Raw genomic sequence first — 20139 nt, 5'->3', positions numbered from 1 at the left:
AGTCTCTAGAACATGTCGCGAGCCGGCTTGGACAAGAACCCGCGCGAGGTCGCCGAGATGTTCGACGGCGTGGCCAAGGGCTACGACCGCACGAACTCGGTCATGACGCTGGGCTTCGACCGCCGCTGGCGGGAGTGGAGCCGCCGGGTGCTCGACGCCCGCCCCGGCGAGAAGGTCCTCGACCTGGCCGCCGGCACCGCGGTGTCCACCGTCGAATACGCCGCGTCCGGCGCCTGGTGCGTGGCCGCGGACTTCTCCGTGGGCATGCTCGCGTCCGGCGCCCACCGCCGCGTCCCCAAGGTGGCGGCAGACGCCCTGCGCCTGCCCTTCAAGGACAACTCGTTCGACGCCGTCACGGTGTCCTTCGGCATCCGCAACTTCAACGACACCGTCGTGGCGTTGCAGGAGATGGCCCGCGTCACCAAGCCGGGCGGCCGCATGGTGATCTGCGAGGTCTCCACCCCGGTGTGGAAGCCGTTCCGCTTCGTCTACATGCGCTACCTGCTCAAACTGCTGCCGCTCATCGCGAAGTTCGTGTCGAGCAACCCCGTGGCCTACTCCTACCTGGCCGAGTCCATGGCGACCTGGCCGAACCAGCGCGCTCTGGGCGAACTGATCGAGAAGGCGGGCTGGGAGGACGTCGCGTGGTTCAACCTGACCGGCGGCATGGTGGCCCTGCACCGCGCGACGAAGCCCAAGGCGGACGAGGCCGCGGCCGAGCCGGCGCCCTGACCCGCCTCCGCTTACCTTGCTGCACGCAGGGCCCTCTCGTGCGCTCCTGCGGTACGGAAGCTCCCCGCGTGCACCTAAATCGGGCGCCACAGCGTTGCCGACACGCGCGGCTTGGGCCGTTCGGCCGCAGCGCGGTACGCGCCTCTCAACTCGTCGATGACGCCTCCTGGATCCTTCTTCAGCCGCGACGGGACCGTGTGGACCGTCATCACTCCATTGGCCAGAAGAGCGGAATGCTGAGCCATGGTCCGTGCGTAGTCCTCCGGAGCCAGATGGAACTCCAGCGAGTCGATCTGCCACGCGAGCCCAACCTCATTCCACCAGCCGTCGACGACGGCAAGTTGCACTCCCGACGCTGAGCGGATCAGCACGTTCCATTGGGGTCGTGGCAGCGAAGACCGGTGGACCAAAGAGCGAGACCAGGCCTCGGCCGCCGAACGAACACCGTCGCCGACCTCTTCCAACACCCGCCTAGGCAGTGAAGTGCCGCCAAGCCGCTGGTACTTCAGTTCGTCGGCGAGCGACTCAAGCGAGCAGAGCTGCCGCTGGACTGCGTCCGCGATGAACGCTCGGATCACGTCAATGCGGCCCTCCTTCCGGGCTGCGTCGATGAGCGAACGGGCGAGCGTCACGACAGGCAGTCCGTCGATCAGGGTTCCGTTCCATGGCCGGTTGGTACGTTCGACGAGCATCGGACCTTGGCTGGTGACACGGCGGCCATGCGGGACCAGGACATGGATGCGTTGATCAGCCGGTAGCCTGCGGACCCCGTATCTGCGGGCGGCCTCGATACCTGTGATGAAAGTCAGCGGGCCGGCCCGGAGCAGCGCGCCACGTACGAGTTGCTGCCTGCTCGGCATCCCGCCGGTGAGCAGGTAGACACCGAGGAACAACCGTGTCCAGCCACCTCCGGGACGGCACTTCCTGGCGAGCGTGTTGCTGCTGAACCCAAGCCCGAGCAGGTGCCTGCGGGAGGCCACCGCGTCCTCGAAGGCGTCAGCGAGCAGGCCGTAGTCGATCGATCGGGTCTTTGTCACTCGGCCAATCATCGGCACATCGACGTCAAGTTCAACCAGCCCTTGATCGACATGTGGACAACTCGCCATCTTGAAGCGCACGCGGGGAGCTTTCGTACCTTTGGGGAGCACGCGAGGACCCCGCGTGCGAGAAGGCAAGGGTGGGTGCGGTGGGCAGGTGGGGTCTCAGGATGGGGCGGTTAGAGTCGCGAGCAGAGCTGTGAGCTGTGACGGGTACACGTAGGGAGTCTGGATGAGCAGGCGCGGGATCAACGAGGACGCCGACGTCATCGTGGTGGGGGCGGGACCGGCGGGCTCTACCGCGGCGACCTACCTGGCCAGGGCGGGCCTCGACGTTCTCCTCCTGGAGAAGAGCACCTTCCCCAGGGAGAAGGTCTGCGGCGACGGCCTGACCCCCCGAGGCGTCAAGCAACTCATCGACCTCGGCATCGACACCCGCGAAGAGAACGGCTGGCTCCACAACAAGGGCCTCCGCGTGGTGGGCGGCGGCGTCACGATGGAGCTGGACTGGCCTGATCTGGCCACGTTCCCCAACTACGGCCTCGTGCGCCCGCGGATGGACTTCGACGAGATGCTCGCGAACGCGGCGAAGGCGGCCGGCGCGCGCATGCACGAGAACACCACGGTCACCAAGGCCATCATCGAGAACGGCCGGGTCGTCGGCGTCGAGGCCAAGCAGGGGCCGGAGAAGAACCCGGTCACCTACCGCGCGCCGATCGTCGTCGGGTGTGACGGTGTGTCAGCGCGGCTGGCGCTGTCCGTCGGGTTGCAGAAGGACGACGCGAAGCCCATGGGTGTCGCGGTTCGCCGGTACTACGCGAGCCCGCGCACCAAGGACGACTACCTCGAGTCGCACCTCGAGCTGTGGGCGCCGGACGGGAAGCTGCTGCCCGGTTACGGCTGGATCTTCGGCATGGGCGACGGCAGCGTGAACGTCGGCCTCGGCATTCTCAGCACGTCCAAGGCTTACGGCACCACGGACTACCGGCAGCTGCTGCGCTCCTGGCTGGACGGCACGCCGGAGGAGTGGGGCTTCCGCGAGGAGAACGCGACGAGCCGCATCGGTGGCGCCGCGCTGCCCATGGGCCTCAACCGCAAGCCGCACTACCGCGCGGGCCTCGTCCTGGTGGGCGACGCCGGCGGCATGGTCAACCCCTTCAACGGCGAGGGCATCGGCTACGCCATGGAGTCGGCCAGGATCGCGTCCGAAAGTGTCGTCCAGGCCCTCGCACGGACGGGCGTCAACCGTGAACGGGCGCTGCACGGCTACCCGGTCCGGATCGAAGAGGCCCTCGGCAGCTACTACCGGCTCGGGAACGTCTTCTCGAAGCTCATCGGTAATCCGGCGATCATGCGGACCGCAACGAAGTACGGAATGCCGCGCAAACGCCTGATGAAACTGGTGCTCAAGCTACTTGCGGGCCTCTACGACCCGAAGGACGGCGACTCAATGGACCGCCTCATCGTGGCCGCCACGAAGCTCGCTCCCAGCGCGTAAATTACTCCGAATAGGTGACGGCACCGGCTCAATACGAGCCGGTGCCGTTTCGCATGTGTCGGGCAAGTTAAAGCCCCAGGTCAGACCCTGTGATCTAGGTCATTTACAGGCGTTCTACACTGGCCATCGACCTTGTGAATCACTTCACAACGGTCTGAACAAGCTTGTGAACTGTTTCACAAGCGTTTGTTAGGTTCGCCTAACAAACGAGTCGAAGAACAACACCCTTAGGGTGCGCCTCGACCGCGAGGAAAGGACGACGGAGCGTGCTTGACCCTTACCTCCCCCTCGTATTGATGTTCGCGCTCGCCGGGGCGTTCGCCCTGTTCTCGGTGACCGCAGCGCCCTACATCGGACCCCGCCGCTACAACAAGGCGAAGCTCGACGCCTACGAGTGCGGCATCGAGCCGAGCCCGCAGCCGGTCGTGGGTGGTGGGCGCATGCCCGTCGCCTACTACCTGACGGCGATGCTCTTCATCTTGTTCGACATCGAAATGGTCTTCCTCTACCCGTTCGCCGTGACCGCCGACAAGCTCGGCCTGTTCGGGCTGGTGGAGATCGTTCTGTTCATCGCCACGGTCGGCTTCGCGTACGTCTACGTGTGGCGTCGCGGCGGCCTCGACTGGAACTGAGGAAGTCATGGGTCTCGAGGAGAAGCTCCCGAACGGCATCCTGCTGGTCAGCGTCGAGAAGCTGGTCAACTGGACCCGCAAGTCCTCGCTGTGGCCTGCCACCTTCGGCCTGGCCTGCTGCGCCATCGAGATGATGACGACGGGTGGACCGCGGTACGACCTGGCCCGCTTCGGCATGGAGGTCTTCAGGGCCTCACCGCGCCAGGCGGACCTGATGATCGTCGCGGGCCGCGTCACCAACAAGATGGCGCCGGTGCTGCGGCAGATCTACGACCAGATGCCCGAGCCGCGCTGGGTGCTGGCCATGGGCGTGTGCGCCAGCAGTGGCGGCATGTTCAACAACTACGCGGTGGTGCAGGGCGTCGACCACGTCGTGCCCGTCGACATGTACCTGCCGGGCTGCCCGCCGCGGCCGGAGATGTTGATGGACGCGATCCTCAAGATCCACGCCAAGATCATGGACGAGCCGCTCAACGCCGTGCGCGCCAAGGCACTCGCCGACTCGGGCTACCGCACCGATCTCATCCCGTCCTCCGAGCGTTTTGCGAGGAAGAAGTGACCGAGCCAGGGGGAGAGCACTCCAGCGCCGACCGCGCTGTCGAGGGCCTCGAGAAGACCAACGGGGCTGAGGCCAAAGCGCCGCTGTTCGCCGGCCATGAGCGCAAGGGCCTCTTCGGCGTCACCGGCTCCGGTGACACGTCGGGCTTCGGCGGTCTGCGCCTGCCGGCTCACGTCGCCGCGCCCGCCGAGCGCCCGTTCGGGGGCTGGTTCGACGAGGTCGCAGACGAGCTGTTCGCCGCGATCAGCGACAAGGGCCTGCCCGCCGACACGGTGCAGCAGGTGACGGTCGACCGCGGCGAGATCACCTTCTACCTCCTGCCGGAGACGTTGCTGGAGGTCGCGCGGATCCTGCGCGACACCCCGTCGCTGCGCTTCGAGCTCTGCAGCTCGGTGTCCGGTGTGGACTACGGCGCCGACGTGCCGCAGCGCCTGCACTCGGTCACGCACCTGACGTCGATGACGTACCGCCGCCGCATCCGGCTGGAGGTCGCGGTCGACGTCGAGAACCCGCACGTGCCGAGCCTCGTCGAGGTCTACCCGACGGCGGACTGGCAGGAGCGCGAGACCTGGGACATGTTCGGGATCATCTACGACGGTCACCCCGGACTGACCCGCATCCTCATGCCGGACGACTGGGACGGACACCCCCAGCGCAAGGACTACCCGCTGGGCGGCATCCCGGTGGAGTACAAGGGCGCGGAGATTCCTCCGCCGGACCAGAGGCGGTCCTACTCATGACCGAGCGGCTTTCCGACGTCACCACGGGCACCGACACGAGTGGTCCTGGGCGCGACAGCGTCGAGACCACCGAGACCCCGGAGATCGCCGACTCCAGGAAGACCACCGAGGGCACCGTCTACACGGTGACCGGCGGCGACTGGGACGAGGTGCTCGCGGACGCGGTCCACGACGAGCGCATCGTCATGAACCTCGGCCCGCAGCACCCGTCGACGCACGGCGTGCTCCGCCTGGTGCTGGAGCTCGAGGGTGAGACGGTCACCCACGCCCGCAGCGTCATCGGCTACCTGCACACGGGTATCGAGAAGAACGTCGAGTACCGCAACTGGGTCCAGGGCGTCACGTTCGTGACGCGCACCGACTACCTGGCGCCGCTGCACCACGAGGCCGCGTACTGCATGGCGGTCGAGAAGCTGCTCGGCGTCACGGTCCCGGACAAGGCGCAGGCCATCCGCGTGCTGCTGATGGAGATCAACCGCATCAGCTCGCACCTGGTCGCGCTGGCCACCGGCGGCATGGAGCTCGGCGCCCTCACCGGCATGACCTCCGGCTTCCGCGAGCGCGAAGAGGCTCTGCACCTGCTGGAGCACCTCACCGGCCTGCGGATGAACCACGCGTTCATCCGTCCCGGCGGCCTCGCGCAGGACCTGCCGGACGACGCGGTCGAGAAGATCACCGCGTTCGTCAAGATCATGGAAAAGCGGCTGCCGGACTACGACAAGCTGCTCACCGGTCAGCCGATCTGGCGCAACCGCATGGCGGGCGTGGGTTACCTGCCCGTCGACGCGTGCCTCGCGCTCGGCATCACCGGTCCGATCCTGCGCTCCGCCGGCCTCGCCTGGGACCTGCGCAAGATCGAGCCGTACTGCGGCTACGAGAACTACTCGTTCGACGTCCCGACCTCGAACGCGGCGGACTGCTTCGCGCGGTACCTGCTGCGGCTCGAGGAGATGCACCAGTCGCTGAAGATCATCAAGCAGGTCGTGAAGAGCCTGCCGACCGGTCCGGTGATGGTCGAGGACGCCAAGATCGCGTGGCCCGCGCAGCTCACGATCGGCAGCGACGGCATGGGCAACTCGCTCGAGCACGTCCGCAAGATCATGGGTCAGTCCATGGAGTCCCTCATCCACCACTTCAAGCTGGTGACCGAGGGCTTCAAGGTGCCGGCCGGCCAGGTCTACGTGCCGGTCGAGTCGCCGCGTGGCGAGCTGGGCTACCACGTCGTCTCCGACGGCGGCACCCGCCCGATGCGCGTGCACCTGCGCGAACCCAGTTTCGTGAACCTCCAGTCGATGCCCGCGATGTGCGAGGGCGGCATGGTCGCCGACGTCATCGCGTCCGTCGCCTCGATCGACCCGGTGATGGGTGGTTGCGACCGATGACTCAGGCTCCAGAACAGACCTTTGACCAGTCCACCGCGGACCGCGCGCAGGCGATCATCGCCCGCTACCCGCAGGCCCGCAGTGCGCTGCTGCCGATGCTGCACCTGGTGCAGTCGGTCGAGGGCTACGTCTCACAGGAGGGCATCCGGTTCTGCGCCGGGCAGCTCGACCTGAGCGAGGCCGAGGTCAGCGCGGTCGCGACGTTCTACACCATGTACAAGCGCCGTCCGTGCGGTGAGCACCTGGTCAGCGTGTGCACGAACACGCTGTGCGCGGCGCTCGGCGGCGACGACATCTACGCGACCCTCAAGAGCCACCTCGGGGTGGGTCACGAGGAGACCGCGGGCGAGCCGGGCACGCCGGGCTCGATCACCCTGGAGCACGCCGAGTGCCTCGCCGCGTGCGACCTCGGCCCGGTGCTCCAGGTGAACTACGAGTTCTACGACAACCAGACGCCGGACAAGGCGCTGGGACTCGTGAAGGCGTTGCAGTCAGGGGAAAAGCCCGCCCCGACGCGCGGCGCCCCGCTCACCGATTTCAAGCAGGCGGAACTGCAGCTCGCCGGCTTCTTCGAGGGTCGCGACGCGGACCTCGACGGACCGTCGGCGGCACCGGAAACGCTTCGAGGCGCCCAGATCGCGAAGGACCGCGGCTGGGACGCACCGAAGATGCCGGCCAACGCCGAGTTCCCCGCCCTGCCGGAAAAGAAGTAGGGGGAACACCACATGGTCAACCCGCTGACTCCCGTTCTCACCACGCGCTGGACCGAGCCCAGGTCCTGGACCATCGACACCTACGAGCGCACCGGTGGCTACACCGCGCTGCCCAAGGCGTTGAAGGCCCACCCGGACCAGCTCATCCAGCAGTGCAAGGACTCCGGGCTGCGCGGCCGCGGCGGCGCGGGCTTCCCCACCGGCATGAAGTGGGGCTTCATCCCGCAGGGTGACGGCAAGCCGCACTACCTCGTCATCAACGCCGACGAGGGCGAGCCCGGCACCTGCAAGGACATCCCGCTGATGATGGCGGACCCGCACTCGCTGATCGAGGGCGTGATCATCACGTCGTACGCGATCCGCGCGAACTTCGCGGCGATCTACGTCCGCGGCGAGGTCCTGCACTGCATCCGCCGCCTCAACGCGGCCGTGCGCGAGGCGTACGCCAAGGGCTACCTGGGCAAGGACATCCTGGGCACGGGCTTCGACCTGGACCTGGTGATCCACGCCGGCGCCGGCGCGTACATCTGCGGCGAGGAGACCGCGCTGCTCGACTCGCTGGAGGGCCGTCGTGGCCAGCCGCGACTCAAGCCGCCGTTCCCCGCGACCTCGGGCCTCTACGCGTCGCCCACTGTGGTGAACAACGTCGAGACCATCGCGTCGGTTCCCTTCATCGTCAACGGTGGCGCCGACTGGTTCCGCGAGATGGGCCGCGACCGCTCACCCGGTCCGAAGATCTACTCGCTGTCCGGTCACGTCACGAACCCCGGCCAGTACGAGGCCCCGATGGGCACCACGCTCCGGCAGCTGCTGGACATGGCCGGTGGCATGAAGGACGGCATCCCGCTGAAGTTCTGGACGCCGGGTGGCTCGTCCACCCCGCTGTTCACCGCGGAGCACCTCGACGTGCCGCTGGACTTCGAGGGTGCGGCCGAGGCCGGTTCGATGCTCGGCACGACGGCGCTGCAGATCTTCAACGAGACCGTGTCCGTGCCGTGGGCCGTCATGAAGTGGACGGAGTTCTACAAGCACGAGTCGTGCGGCAAGTGCACGCCGTGCCGCGAGGGCACGTACTGGCTGGTGCAGATCCTGCAGCGGATGGTGCGCGGCGAGGGCAACGCGAGCGACATCGACACGTTGCTCGACGTCTGCGACAACATCCTCGGCCGCTCGTTCTGCGCGCTCGGTGACGGTGCCGTCAGCCCGATCACCAGTGGCATCAAGTACTTCAAGGACGAGTTCCTCGCCCTGTGCGAGAAGAACTCCAAGGTCCTGGCTGGAGCGAACGCATGACCATCGCCCCTGACAAGCCCACCACGGCCGAGGTCGTCGTGCCCGAGGGTCACGTCAAGCTCATCATCGACGGCGTCGAGGTCATCGCGCCCAAGGGTGAGCTGCTGATCCGCACGGCCGAGCGCCTCGGCACGGTCATCCCGCGCTTCTGCGACCACCCGCTGCTGGAGCCCGCGGGCGCCTGCCGCCAGTGCCTCGTCGAGGTCGAGATGGGCGGCCGGCCGATGCCGAAGCCGCAGGCCTCCTGCACGATGACGGTCGCGGACGGCATGGTCGTGAAGACCCAGCTGACCTCGCCGGTCGCGGACAAGGCCCAGCAGGGTGTGATGGAGCTGCTGCTCATCAACCACCCGCTGGACTGCCCGATCTGCGACAAGGGCGGTGAGTGCCCGCTGCAGAACCAGGCGATCGCCCACGGCCGCAGCGACTCCCGCTTCCACGAGCACAAGCGGACGTTCCCGAAGCCGATCAACATCTCCACGCAGGTGTTGCTCGACCGCGAACGCTGCGTGCTCTGCCAGCGCTGCACCCGGTTCTCCGCGCAGATCGCCGGCGACCCGTTCATCGAACTGCTCGAGCGCGGCTCGCAGCAGCAGATCGGTGTGGCGCAGGACAAGCCGTTCCAGTCGTACTTCTCCGGCAACACCATCCAGATCTGCCCGGTCGGCGCTCTCACCAGTGCCGCCTACCGGTTCCGCGCCCGCCCGTTCGACCTGGTGTCGGCGCCCGGCGTGTGCGAGCACTGCTCCTCCGGCTGCGCCGAGCGCACCGACTACCGGCGGGGCAAGGTGCAGCGCAAGCTCGCCGGCGACGACCCGCAGGTCAACGAGGAGTGGATCTGCGACAAGGGCCGGTTCGCCTTCCGCTACGCCACGACCGGCGACCGCATCAAGCGGCCGCTGGTCCGCGACGCCGAGTCCGGTGAGCTGCGCGAGTCGTCCTGGACCGAGGCGCTGCAGGTCGCGGCGGCCGGTCTGGCGGCGGCACGGGACGCGAACGGCGTCGGCGTGCTGACCGGTGGCCGGCTGACCGTCGAGGACGCCTACGCGTACTCGAAGTTCGCCCGGATCGCGTTGCGCACCAACGACATCGACTTCCGCGCCCGGCCGCACTCCGCCGAGGAGCTGGAGTTCCTGTCCGGCACGACGGTGTTCACCAACCCGGACAACGGGGTCACCTTCCAGGGCATCGAGAAGGCGCCGGCCGCGTTGCTGGTCGCGTTCGAGCCGGAGGAAGAGGCGCCGATCGTCTTCCTGCGCCTGCGCAAGTCCGCTCGCAAGGGCACCACGAAGGTCTTCCACCTCGGCCAGTTCACGACCCCGGCCGTCGAGAAGACCTACGGCACGCTGCTCGCCTGCGTGCCCGGTGCCGAGGCGAACGCCATCAACGCGTTGGCTGAGCACGCTTCCGACGTGGTCGAGCTGCTGGGCAAGCCCGGCGCGGTGATCCTGGTCGGCGAGCGCGCCGCCGAGATCCCCGGTGCGTTCACCGCGGTCGCGAGGCTGGCGGAGCGCACCGGCGCCAAGGTCGCGTGGATTCCGCGCCGTGCCGGTGAGCGCGGTGCGCTCGCGGTCGGTGCCACGCCGAACCTGCTGCCCGGCGGGCGCCACGTCGCGAACGCGGCCGCGCGCACCGAGGTCGAGCGCACCTGGGGCGTCGAGGAGGGCACGATCCCCGCGACGCCGGGCCGTGACACCACCGCGATTCTCGAGGCCGCCGCGAACGGCGAACTGTCCGGCCTGGTGGTCGGCGGTGTCGACCCGTTCGACCTGCCGGATCCCGCGCTCGCCGAGAAGGCGTTGGCGGGAGCCGGTTTCATCGTGAGCCTGGAGCTGCGGCCGAGCGCGGTCACCGCGCACGCCGACGTCGTGCTCCCGATCGCCCCTGCGGTCGAGAAGTCCGGCAGCTACCTCAACTGGGAGGGCCGCCGCCGCGAGTTCGGCGCGACGCTCGAAGGCACCGGTTCCCTGGCTGACTGCCGCGTGCTCGACACCCTCGCGGTGGAGATGGACGCGGACCTGTTCACGCAGACGCCGGCCGCCTCCGCCGCCGACCTGGCTCGCCTGGGCGAGGGCGCCCCGAGCGGTTCCTCGCTCAACGTCGCCGCACCGCTGCAGAGCCCGGCCGGTTCCGGCAAGGCGGTCCTCGCGACGTGGCACCGGCTGATCGGCAACGGCTCGCTGCAGGTGGACGAGCCGCACCTGGCCGGCACCGCACGCCCGGTCGTCGCCAAGGTCGCGGAGGCCACGGCGCAGCAGTTCGGCCTGACCTCCGGCGGCCACGTCACGGTCTCCACCGACCGCGGCGCGATCACGCTCCCGGTCGAGACCGACGACCTGCCAGAGGGCGTCATCTGGCTGCCGACCAACTCGGGTGACGTCACCGTGCGCCGCACGCTCGGTGCGGGCCACGGCTCGATCGTCTCCGTCAGCGGAGATTCTTCCTTTGGGGTGAAGTCATGATCCAGCACGTCCTCGCGGAGAACGGCGACACCGCCAAGCTGCTCGCGGACGACCCGGTCTGGCTCATCCTGATCAAGGTCGTCGCGATCTTCGCGTTCCTCGTGGTCATGACTCTGTTCATGATCAACTGGGAGCGCAAGGTCGTCGCGCGGATGCAGCACCGCCCTGGCCCCAACCGCGTGGGCCCCAACGGCTGGCTGCAGTCGCTGGCGGACGGTCTGAAGCTCGCGTTCAAGGAGGACATCCGCCCGGTCCTCGCGGACAAGTGGGTGTTCTTCCTCGCCCCGGTGATCTCCTGCATCCCCGCGTTCCTCGCGTTCTCGGTGATCCCGCTCGCGGGTGAGGTCAACCTGTTCGGCCAGCAGACCGCGCTGCAGCTCGTCGACCTCCCGGTCGGCGTGCTGGTGGTGCTGGCCTGCTCCTCGATCGGCGTCTACGGCATCGTGCTGTCCGGCTGGGCCTCCGGCTCGCCGTACCCGCTGCTCGGCGCGCTGCGGTCGGCCGCGCAGGTGATCTCCTACGAGATCGCGATGGGCCTGTCGATCGTCGCGGTGATCATGTTCACCGGCTCGATGTCGACCGGTGACATCGTGGGAGCCCAGGCGAGCACCGTGCTCGGGTTCGCGCCCGGCTGGTTCGGCCTCCTGCTGTTCCCCAGCTTCGCGATCTACGTGGTGTCCATGGTCGGTGAGACCAACCGCGCGCCGTTCGACCTCCCCGAGGCCGAGTCCGAGCTCGTCGGTGGTTTCCACACGGAGTACAGCTCGCTGAAGTTCGCGCTGTTCTTCCTCGCCGAGTACGTCAACATGGTCACGGTCTCGGCGCTCGCGACCACGCTCTTCCTCGGCGGCTACCACGCCCCGTGGAGCGGCGAGTTCATGAACACCGGCTGGTGGGGCCTGCTCTGGTTCATCATCAAGACGCTGGGCTTCCTGTTCATCTTCATCTGGCTGCGCGGCACCCTGCCCCGCATGCGCTACGACCAGTTCATGCGCCTGGGCTGGAAGGTGCTGGTCCCGACCAGCCTCGTCTGGATCATGGCCGTCGCGGTCATCCGCACCGGTGCGATCCAGCAGCTCTCCACGGCGCAGCGGCTCATCGCGCTCGGCGTGATCGTCGGCCTCGTGCTGCTGGTCTCGTTCCTGCTGCCGGACAAGAAGGTCCAGGACACCAAGGGCGTTCCGCTCGCGGGTTCCGGCTTCCCGGTGCCGCCGCTCGATCTGGTCGTTCCCAAGGCCGCGCCGAAACGCAAGGTCAAGGTCGCCACTCTCCCCAAGGAGACGGCAGCCGTCACCACCGGTAAGGAGGCTGAGTAGGGATGTTCGAGTCCCTGAAAGGCTTCGGCGTCACCTTCGGCACCATGTTCAAGAAGGTGGTGACGGAGGAGTACCCCGAGGTCAAGAAGGTGACCGCGCCGCGGTTCCACGGCCGTCACCAGCTGAACCGGCATCCGGACGGCCTGGAGAAGTGCGTCGGCTGCGAGCTGTGCGCGTGGGCCTGCCCTGCGGACGCGATCTTCGTCGAAGGTGGCGACAACACCGAGGAAGCACGCTTCTCGCCCGGTGAGCGCTTCGGTGCCGACTACCAGATCAACTACCTGCGCTGCATCGGCTGCGGCCTGTGCATCGAGGCGTGCCCGACCCGTTCGCTCACGATGACGAACGAGTACGAGCTCGCCGACGACAACCGCCAGGACCTGATCTTCACCAAGGAGGACCTGCTCGCCCCGCTGCTGCCCGGCATGGAGCAGCCGCCGCACCCGATGCGGCTCGGCGACAACGAGCAGGACTACTACGTGAACGGGCCGCGGCTGGCGAAGGAGGCTCAGCAGTGAGCGTCCTGACGTTCCTGGCCCAGCAGCCGGAACCGGTGCAGCGCGCGGTCGACACCGTGACCACCGGCGAGGCGATCTCGTTCTGGATCCTCGGTCCGCTGGCCCTGGCCGGCGCGCTCGGCATGCTCTTCGCGCGCAACGCGGTGCACTCCGCGCTGTGGCTCGTGGTGACGATGCTCAGCCTCGGTGTGCTGTACATGATCCAGCAGGCGCCGTTCCTCGGCTTCGTGCAGATCATCGTCTACACCGGCGCGATCATGATGCTCTTCCTGTTCGTGCTGATGATGGTCGGCCGCGACAGTTCGGACTCCGTGGTCGAAGTGATCCGCGGCCAACGACTCGCGGCCGCGTTGCTCGGCATCGGGTTCGCCGTCCTGATGGTGGGCTCCATCGCCCGTGCGCTCACCTCGGTGCAGCCGGTGGGTCTCGCCGAGGCGAACACCACGAACGGCGGGAACGTCGGCAACATCGGCCAGAAGCTCTTCACGGACTACCTGTTCGCGTTCGAGCTCACGTCGGCGCTGCTGATCACCGCCGCTCTCGGCGCGATGATCCTGGCCTTCGTCGGCAGGGACGGGAAGCCGTCCAAGAAGACGCAGAAGGAACTCGTCGAGGAGCGCTTCCAGTCGGGCAAGCGGGTCGGGTCCATCCCCGGTCCGGGTGTCTTCGCCACCGCGAACTCCGTGGCCACCCCCGCGCTGCTGCCCGACGGCAGCGTCTCGGAGGAGTCGCTGTTCGAGGTCATCGAGGCGACCGACAAGGCCACGCTCTCGGACGACGTCGCCGACGTGGCCGGCACCGGGCACGAGGCAGACGCGCACGCGCTCAAGGGAAGTGAGTCGTGACTCCCACCTACTACCTGCTGCTGTCGGCACTGCTGTTCAGCATCGGCGCCGTCGGCGTCCTGGTGCGCCGCAACGCCATCGTGGTCTTCATGTGCGTCGAGCTCATGCTCAACGCGGTCAACCTGACCCTGGTGACGTTCGCGCGGATCAACGGCTCGCTCGACGGTCAGGTGATGGCGTTCTTCGTGATGGTCGTCGCCGCGGCCGAGGTCGTCGTCGGCCTCGCGATCATCATGTCCATCTTCCGGACGCGTCGCTCGGCCTCGGTCGACGACTCGAACCTGCTGAAGTACTGAGGGGTCACCGGTGACGGAACCTGTTGCCGCCAGCGGGATCGCGAGTCTCGCCTGGTTGTTGCTCGCGCTGCCCGCGTTCGGTGCGGCGGTGTTGTTGGTCGGTGGCAAGCGCACGGACAAGTGGGGTCACCTGCTCGGCTGTGCCACGCTCCTCGGCTCGTTCGGCTACGCGATCGCGCTGTTCTTCTCCACCCTCGGCATCTCGAACGCCGAGGAGCGGGTGCAGAACGTGCACCTGTTCAACTGGATCGACGTCAACGCGCTGACCGTCGAGTTCGGACTGCGGATCGACCCGCTGTCGCTCACGTTCGTGCTGCTGATCACCGGTGTGGGTTCGCTGATCCACATCTACTCGATCGGCTACATGGCGCACGAGGAAGGCAGGCGGAAGTTCTTCGCCTACCTGAACCTCTTCGTGTCCGCGATGCTCCTGCTGGTGCTGGGCAACGGTTTCGTGACCCTGTACTTCGGCTGGGAGGGCGTCGGTCTCGCCTCGTACCTGCTGATCGGCTGGTACCAGCACAAGCCGGAAGCGGCATCGGCGGCCAAGAAGGCCTTCCTGATGAACCGCGTCGGTGACCTGGGCCTCGCCATCGCGATCTTCCTGATGTTCAACAAGCTCGGGACCACGCAGTACACCGAGGTCTTCAGCCGCGTCGGCGAGTTCTCGTCCGCCGAGGTCCTCGCGATCACGTTGCTGCTGCTGCTCGGCGCCTGCGGCAAGTCGGGTCAGTTCCCGCTGCAGGCCTGGCTGCCCGACGCCATGGCCGGTCCGACCCCGGTGTCCGCACTGATCCACGCGGCAACGATGGTCACCGCGGGCGTGTACCTGATCGCCCGCTCGAACCCGCTCTACAACCTGAGCGAGGACGGCCGCCTGGTCGTGATGATCATCGGTGCCGTCACGCTGCTGATCGGTTGCATCATCGGCTGCGCGTACGACGACTTCAAGAAAGTCCTGGCGTACTCGACCGTTTCGCAGATCGGTTACATGATCCTCGCGGTGGGCCTCGGCCCGATCGGTTACGCGCTGGGCATCATGCACCTGCTGACGCACGGCTTCTTCAAGGCCGGGCTCTTCCTCGGTGCCGGTTCGGTCATGCACGGCATGAACGACGAGGGCAACATCCGCCGGATGGGCGGGCTCTACAAGTTCCTGCCGATCACCTTCGTCACCTGGACGCTCGGCTACCTCGCGCTGATCGGCATTCCGCCGTTCGCGGGTTACTTCTCGAAGGACGCCATCATCGCGGCGGCGTTCACCGGGGAGGGCTGGCGCCCGTACGTCTTCGGCGGCGTCGCACTGCTCGGTGCCGCGCTGACCGCGTTCTACATGACGCGCCTGCTGATCCTCGTCTTCCTGGGCCAGCCCCGCTGGAAGGAACTGAAGGCGGAGAACGGCGAGGACTACCACCCGCACGAGTCCCCGCTGTCGATGACCATCCCGATGATCATCCTCGCGGTCGGCTCGGTCGGCGGTGGCTGGTTCCTCTCGTCCGGTGGACGTCTGGCCGGCTGGCTGGAGCCCTCGCTGGGCGAGCTGAAGGAAGAGCACGGCGTGATCTCGCACGGCATGGTCGGGATCCTGACCGTCGTGCTCGCGGTGCTGGGCGCCGGTCTCGCGTTCCTGCTCTTCGGCCGCCGCAAGCAGCCGGTCGAGCGGCCGGCGCGGGTGGCGTGGCCGGTGCGCGCGGCTCGTGCGGACCTCTACGGCAACGCACTGAACGAGGCCCTCTTCGCGCGGCCGGGCACCTGGCTCACCCGCGCGCTGGTGTTCCTCGACCTGAAGGGCGTCGACGGTCTGGTCAACGGCACGGCGGCGCTGCTCGGCGGTAGTTCCGGCCGGTTGCGCAGGCTGCAGACCGGGTTCGTCCGCTCCTACGCACTGTCCATGCTGCTGGGCTCGATCTTCGTGCTCGGAGCGCTCCTGGTGGTGAGGTTCTCGTGACCTGGGTTCTGATCGCACTCCTGGTCGTGCCGCTGGTCGGCGCGCTGGTGGTGGCGTTCCTGCGCAAGGACGACACGAAGGCCAAGCTCGTCGCACTGGCGTTCTCGCTCGTCGAGCTGGTCCTCGCCGTGCTGCTGTGGGCCGCCTACGACCCGGACGGCGACCGCATCCAGCTCGCCGCGGGCGTGGACTGGATCCCGGCGTTCGGCGTGCGGCTGTCGTTCGGCATCGACGGCATCGCACTGGTGATGATCGCGGTGATCGCACTGCTGATCCCGCTGGTGATCGGGGCCGGCTGGACGGAGAAGCTGCCCGCCGGCCGTTCGCAGGGCGGGTACCTCTCGCTGATCCTGATCCAGGAGGCCGTGACGGTCGCGGTGTTCGCCGCCACCGACGTCTTCCTGTTCTACGTGCTCTTCGAAGTCATGCTGATCCCGATGTACTTCCTGATCGGCGGCTACGGCGGCGCGCGCAGGCAGTACGCGGCGGTCAAGTTCTTCCTGTACTCGTTCCTCGGCGGCCTGATCATGCTGGCCTCCGCGATCGGCGCCTACGCGATGGCGTCGGACGAGCTGGGCAAGGGCACGTTCGACTGGGCGACGCTGGTGAAGGTGGTCAGCGACGCCGACTCGACGACGCAGACCTGGCTGTTCCTCGGCTTCTTCCTGGCGTTCGCGATCAAGGCGCCGCTCGTGCCGTTCCACACCTGGCTGCCCGACGCGGCCGCCGAGGCGCCCATCGGCGTCACGGTGATCGTCGTCGGCATCCTGGACAAGGTCGGCACCTTCGGCATGCTGCGCTACCTGCTGCCGATGTTCCCGACGGCGTCGAAGAACCTGGCGCCGCTGGTGCTGGTGCTCGCGGTGGCCGGTGTCCTTTACGGATCGCTGCTCGCCACGGGCCAGCGGGACATGAAGCGGTTCCTGGCCTACGTCTCGATCGCCCACTTCGGCTTCATCGCGCTCGGCATCTTCGCGTTCACGTCGCAGGCGGGCGTGGGCTCGGTGTCGTACATGCTCAACCACTCGATCTCGACCGGCATGCTGATCCTGGTGATCGGCATGGTGATCGCGCGCGGTGGCTCGTCGCTGATCTCCGACTACGGCGGCATGTCGAAGGTGGCGCCGCTGCTCGCGGGCATGCTGCTGCTGTCGGGTCTGACCACGCTGTCGCTGCCGGGCACGAACTCGTTCGTCTCCGAGTTCCTGGTGCTGATCGGCTCGTTCCCGACGCAGCCGGTCTACACGATCATCGCGACGGTCGGCATGGTGCTCGCGGCGCTCTACGTGCTGTGGCTCTACCAGCGGATCATGACCGGCCCGCTGCGCGGCGACGCGCTCGTGGGTGCGGCAGCCGGTCCGGGTGCCGTTGGCGACCCGGAGAAGAAGACTGCCATCGGCGACCTCAGCAAGCGCGAGATCGCGGTGCTCGCACCGCTCGTTGTCATCGTGCTGGCCCTCGGGTTCTACCCGCAGCCGGTGCTCGACGTCATCACCCCGACTGTCGGGGCGACGCTGACCGAGGTCGGCGTCACCGACCCGGTCTCCGTGCAGGAAGGCAAGTGACGTGAACCTTCTCGTCGCTCAGGCGCAGACGATCGAGGCGCCGGAGATCGATTACGGTGCCCTCGCGCCGATGCTGATCGTGCTCGGCGCGGCGTGCATCAGCGTGCTGCTGGAAGCGTTGCTGCCCAAGCATCAGCGGTGGGCCGTGCAGCTCGTGCTGACGCTCGTCACGCTGGTGGGTGCCACCGGCGCGTTGATCCTCTACGCGACCTCGGAGCGTCCTGAGCAGGGCGTGGCGACGCTGGCGGGTGCGATCGCGGTCGACTCGCCGTCGCTGTTCCTGTGGGCCACGTTGCTCGTGCTGGGGTTCGGATCGGTCCTGCTGATCGCGGACCGGTCGGTGGAGCCGGGTGGCGCGTTCGTGGCTCAGGCCGCGATCCGTCCCGGCACCGTCCAGGACCGCGCGCAGGCGACGAAGACCGGCATGCAGACCGAGGTCTTCCCGCTCACGCTGTTCGCGCTCGGCGGCATGATGACGTTCGTCGCGTCGAACGACCTGCTGACGATGTTCATCGCGCTGGAAGTCCTGTCGCTGCCGCTGTACCTGCTGTGCGGCCTGGCTCGCCGCCGTCGCCTGCTCTCGCAGGAAGCGGCTGTGAAGTACTTCCTGCTCGGTGCGTTCGCCTCCGCGTTCTTCCTGTACGGCGTGGCTCTGCTGTACGGCTACGCGGGTTCGGTGAAGCTCTCGGCCATCGCGACCGCCGCGGCCGGCACGGACCGCTCGGACACGCTGCTGTTCGCGGGCTTCGGCCTGCTGGTGGTGGGCCTGCTGTTCAAGGCAGCCGTCGGCCCGTTCCACGCCTGGACCCCGGACGTGTACCAGGGTGCTCCGACGCCGGTGACGGCGTTCATGGCCGCGTGCACCAAGGTCGCCGCGTTCGGCGGCATCCTGCGCGTGCTCACGGTCGCGTTCGAGAACACGCAGTGGGAGTGGCGTGGCGTGCTCTACGGCGTCGCCGTCGTCTCGATGGTGATCGGCGCGATCCTGGGTCTCACCCAGACCGACGTGAAGCGCATGATCGCGTACTCCTCGGTGGCGCACGCGGGCTTCCTGCTGATCGGCACGATCGCGCTGACCCCCGAGGGCACCAACCCCGGCGTGAGCGCGACCATGTTCTACCTGCTGGCGTACGGCTTCACCACGATCGCCGCGTTCGGCATCGTGTCGCTGGTCCGCAACTCGGACGGCGAGGCGACGCACCTGTCGCAGTGGGCGGGTCTCGCGAAGCGGTCGCCGATCGTGGCGGGCACCTTCACGTTCCTGTTGCTGGCACTGGCCGGAATTCCGCTGACGTCCGGCTTCATCGGCAAGTTCGTCGTGTTCAGCGCGGCGATCGACGCCGGCCTGACCCCGCTCGTGGTGATCGCCCTGGTGGCCTCGGCCGTCGCGGCGTTCTTCTACCTGCGGGTGATCGTGCTGATGTACTTCAGCGACCCGGCACCGGACGGCCCGACCGTCACCGTGCCCGGTGCGTTCACCACGATCGCCATCACGTTGGGTGCCGTCGTGACCTTGGTGCTCGGTTTGTGGCCCACGTTCGTGCTCGATTGGGCGGGTACCGGCACCTTCCTCAGCTAGGTGTACGTAGGCTGGCTGCTGTGACCAGTAGCGAGCATGAGGGACCGGGGTTCGCGTTGGTGGACCCCGTGCTCACTCAGGTAGTCCAGGACGGCCTGGCCGAGGTGGAGCGCAACCTGCACGACGTCGTGCAGAGCGAGTTCTACCCGGTCACGGAAACCTCGCTTCACCTCGTGGAGGCGGGCGGAAAGCGGATCCGCCCGCTCTTCACACTGCTCGCATCGCAGTTCGGCGCTGATTGGGACCGGGACAAGGTCATCAAGGCGGCCACTGTGGTCGAGCTCACCCACCTCGCCACGCTCTACCACGACGACGTCATGGACGAGGCGACCATGCGGCGGGGCGCGGTGTCCGCGAACGCCAAGTGGGACAACAGCATCGCGATCCTGACGGGCGACTTCCTGTTCGCCCACGCGTCGCGGCTGACCGCGGACCTGGGGACCGACGCGGCACGGATCATCGCGGAGACCTTCTCGGTCCTGGTGACCGGTCAGATGCGCGAGACCGTCGGCCCGCAGCCGGGCGAGGACCCGATCTCCCACTACCTCACGGTGATCGAGGAGAAGACCGGCGTCCTGATCGCGACGGCGGCGAGGTTCGGCGGGATGTTCTCCGACGCCACCGACGAGCAGATCGACGCACTGCGCCGGTACGCCGACGTGATCGGTGCCGCGTTCCAGATCTCCGACGACGTCATCGACATCGCGTCCCCGTCGGTCGAGTCCGGCAAGACGCCGGGCACCGACCTGCGCGAGGGCGTGAAGACGTTGCCGATGCTCTACGCGCTGCAGGACCCGTCCGAGACGCGGCTCGCCGAACTGCTGGCGGGGCCGATCACCGAGGACGAGCTCGTGGACGAGGCGCTTTCGTTGCTGCGCAAGTCCTCCGGCATGGACAAGGCGCGCGAGACGCTCGACGAGTACGCGGACCGCGCCCGCACGGAGTTGGGCAAGCTGCCGCCGTGTGCCGCGCGTGACGCACTCGACGAGCTCGCGACCTACGTGGTGGCGCGTTCCCGATAGCG

General features: G+C 67.8%; 18 protein-coding genes. 17 read left to right on the top strand and 1 reads right to left on the bottom strand.

The features are described 5' to 3' along the window. The first annotated feature begins 12 nt into the window (after nucleotides 1-12). Nucleotides 13-732 (top strand): demethylmenaquinone methyltransferase, encoded by a 720-nt coding sequence (locus SK803_RS39725; RefSeq protein WP_319971356.1) that lies wholly within the window; start codon nucleotides 13-15, stop codon nucleotides 730-732. A 74-nt stretch (nucleotides 733-806) separates the two neighbouring features. On the opposite strand, the gene SK803_RS39720 is transcribed toward SK803_RS39725, so the two are convergent. Next, nucleotides 807-1850, bottom strand: a complete 1044-nt coding sequence (locus SK803_RS39720; protein ID WP_319971355.1) for a hypothetical protein — start codon at nucleotides 1848-1850, stop codon at nucleotides 807-809. A gap of 151 nt (nucleotides 1851-2001) precedes the next feature. On the opposite strand from SK803_RS39720, the gene SK803_RS39715 reads away from it, so the two are divergent. From SK803_RS39715 to SK803_RS39640, 16 genes are all read left to right on the top strand, one after another. After that, nucleotides 2002-3267 (top strand): geranylgeranyl reductase family protein, encoded by a 1266-nt coding sequence (locus SK803_RS39715; RefSeq protein ID WP_319971354.1) that lies wholly within the window; start codon nucleotides 2002-2004, stop codon nucleotides 3265-3267. Nucleotides 3268-3533: 266 nt separating this feature from the next. Beyond that, a complete protein-coding gene (locus SK803_RS39710; protein ID WP_319971353.1) occupies nucleotides 3534-3899 on the top strand; it encodes an NADH-quinone oxidoreductase subunit A in 366 nt (121 codons plus the stop codon). Nucleotides 3900-3906: 7 nt separating this feature from the next. After that, nucleotides 3907-4458: a NuoB/complex I 20 kDa subunit family protein gene (locus SK803_RS39705; RefSeq protein ID WP_065915907.1), complete on the top strand. Its 552-nt coding sequence runs from the start codon at nucleotides 3907-3909 to the stop codon at nucleotides 4456-4458. Continuing rightward, nucleotides 4455-5198, top strand: a complete 744-nt coding sequence (locus SK803_RS39700; protein WP_319971352.1) for an NADH-quinone oxidoreductase subunit C — start codon at nucleotides 4455-4457, stop codon at nucleotides 5196-5198. The genes SK803_RS39705 and SK803_RS39700 overlap by 4 nt, the downstream gene beginning before the upstream one ends. Continuing rightward, on the top strand, nucleotides 5195-6580 hold the full coding sequence (locus SK803_RS39695; RefSeq protein WP_319971351.1) for an NADH-quinone oxidoreductase subunit D: 1386 nt from the start codon (nucleotides 5195-5197) through the stop codon (nucleotides 6578-6580). Before SK803_RS39700 ends, SK803_RS39695 begins: the two co-directional genes overlap by 4 nt. Continuing rightward, entirely contained in the window at nucleotides 6577-7293 is a 717-nt protein-coding gene (gene nuoE / locus SK803_RS39690; RefSeq protein ID WP_319971350.1) for an NADH-quinone oxidoreductase subunit NuoE, read from the top strand. The genes SK803_RS39695 and nuoE overlap by 4 nt, the downstream gene beginning before the upstream one ends. 12 nt (nucleotides 7294-7305) lie before the next feature. Beyond that, a complete protein-coding gene (gene nuoF, locus SK803_RS39685; protein ID WP_319971349.1) occupies nucleotides 7306-8586 on the top strand; it encodes an NADH-quinone oxidoreductase subunit NuoF in 1281 nt (426 codons plus the stop codon). After that, complete coding sequence (locus SK803_RS39680) at nucleotides 8583-11048, top strand: NADH-quinone oxidoreductase subunit G (RefSeq protein ID WP_319971348.1); 2466 nt, start codon at nucleotides 8583-8585, stop codon at nucleotides 11046-11048. Before nuoF ends, SK803_RS39680 begins: the two co-directional genes overlap by 4 nt. Continuing rightward, entirely contained in the window at nucleotides 11045-12364 is a 1320-nt protein-coding gene (gene nuoH / locus SK803_RS39675; protein WP_319971347.1) for an NADH-quinone oxidoreductase subunit NuoH, read from the top strand. Before SK803_RS39680 ends, nuoH begins: the two co-directional genes overlap by 4 nt. A gap of 2 nt (nucleotides 12365-12366) precedes the next feature. Beyond that, on the top strand, nucleotides 12367-12882 hold the full coding sequence (gene nuoI / locus SK803_RS39670) for an NADH-quinone oxidoreductase subunit NuoI (protein WP_093605905.1): 516 nt from the start codon (nucleotides 12367-12369) through the stop codon (nucleotides 12880-12882). Continuing rightward, nucleotides 12879-13727, top strand: a complete 849-nt coding sequence (locus SK803_RS39665) for an NADH-quinone oxidoreductase subunit J (RefSeq protein ID WP_406601651.1) — start codon at nucleotides 12879-12881, stop codon at nucleotides 13725-13727. Before nuoI ends, SK803_RS39665 begins: the two co-directional genes overlap by 4 nt. Next, nucleotides 13724-14023, top strand: a complete 300-nt coding sequence (gene nuoK / locus SK803_RS39660) for an NADH-quinone oxidoreductase subunit NuoK (RefSeq protein ID WP_109628915.1) — start codon at nucleotides 13724-13726, stop codon at nucleotides 14021-14023. The genes SK803_RS39665 and nuoK overlap by 4 nt, the downstream gene beginning before the upstream one ends. 10 nt (nucleotides 14024-14033) lie before the next feature. Next, a complete protein-coding gene (gene nuoL / locus SK803_RS39655; protein ID WP_406601650.1) occupies nucleotides 14034-15971 on the top strand; it encodes an NADH-quinone oxidoreductase subunit L in 1938 nt (645 codons plus the stop codon). Continuing rightward, nucleotides 15968-17536 carry an NADH-quinone oxidoreductase subunit M gene (locus SK803_RS39650; RefSeq protein ID WP_319971346.1) on the top strand — a complete coding sequence of 523 codons (1569 nt, stop codon included), beginning with the start codon at nucleotides 15968-15970 and terminating at the stop codon, nucleotides 17534-17536. The genes nuoL and SK803_RS39650 overlap by 4 nt, the downstream gene beginning before the upstream one ends. Nucleotide 17537: 1 nt before the next feature. Then, entirely contained in the window at nucleotides 17538-19115 is a 1578-nt protein-coding gene (gene nuoN, locus SK803_RS39645) for an NADH-quinone oxidoreductase subunit NuoN (RefSeq protein WP_319971345.1), read from the top strand. Between the two features lie 56 nt (nucleotides 19116-19171). Beyond that, on the top strand, nucleotides 19172-20137 hold the full coding sequence (locus tag SK803_RS39640; RefSeq protein ID WP_319971369.1) for a polyprenyl synthetase family protein: 966 nt from the start codon (nucleotides 19172-19174) through the stop codon (nucleotides 20135-20137). Nucleotides 20138-20139 lie beyond the last annotated feature (2 nt).

It is taken from the genome of Lentzea miocenica, assembly GCF_033949945.1.
Classification (GTDB): Bacteria; Actinomycetota; Actinomycetes; order Mycobacteriales; family Pseudonocardiaceae; genus Lentzea; species Lentzea miocenica.
This window is presented reverse-complemented; position numbering and strand designations above follow the sequence as displayed.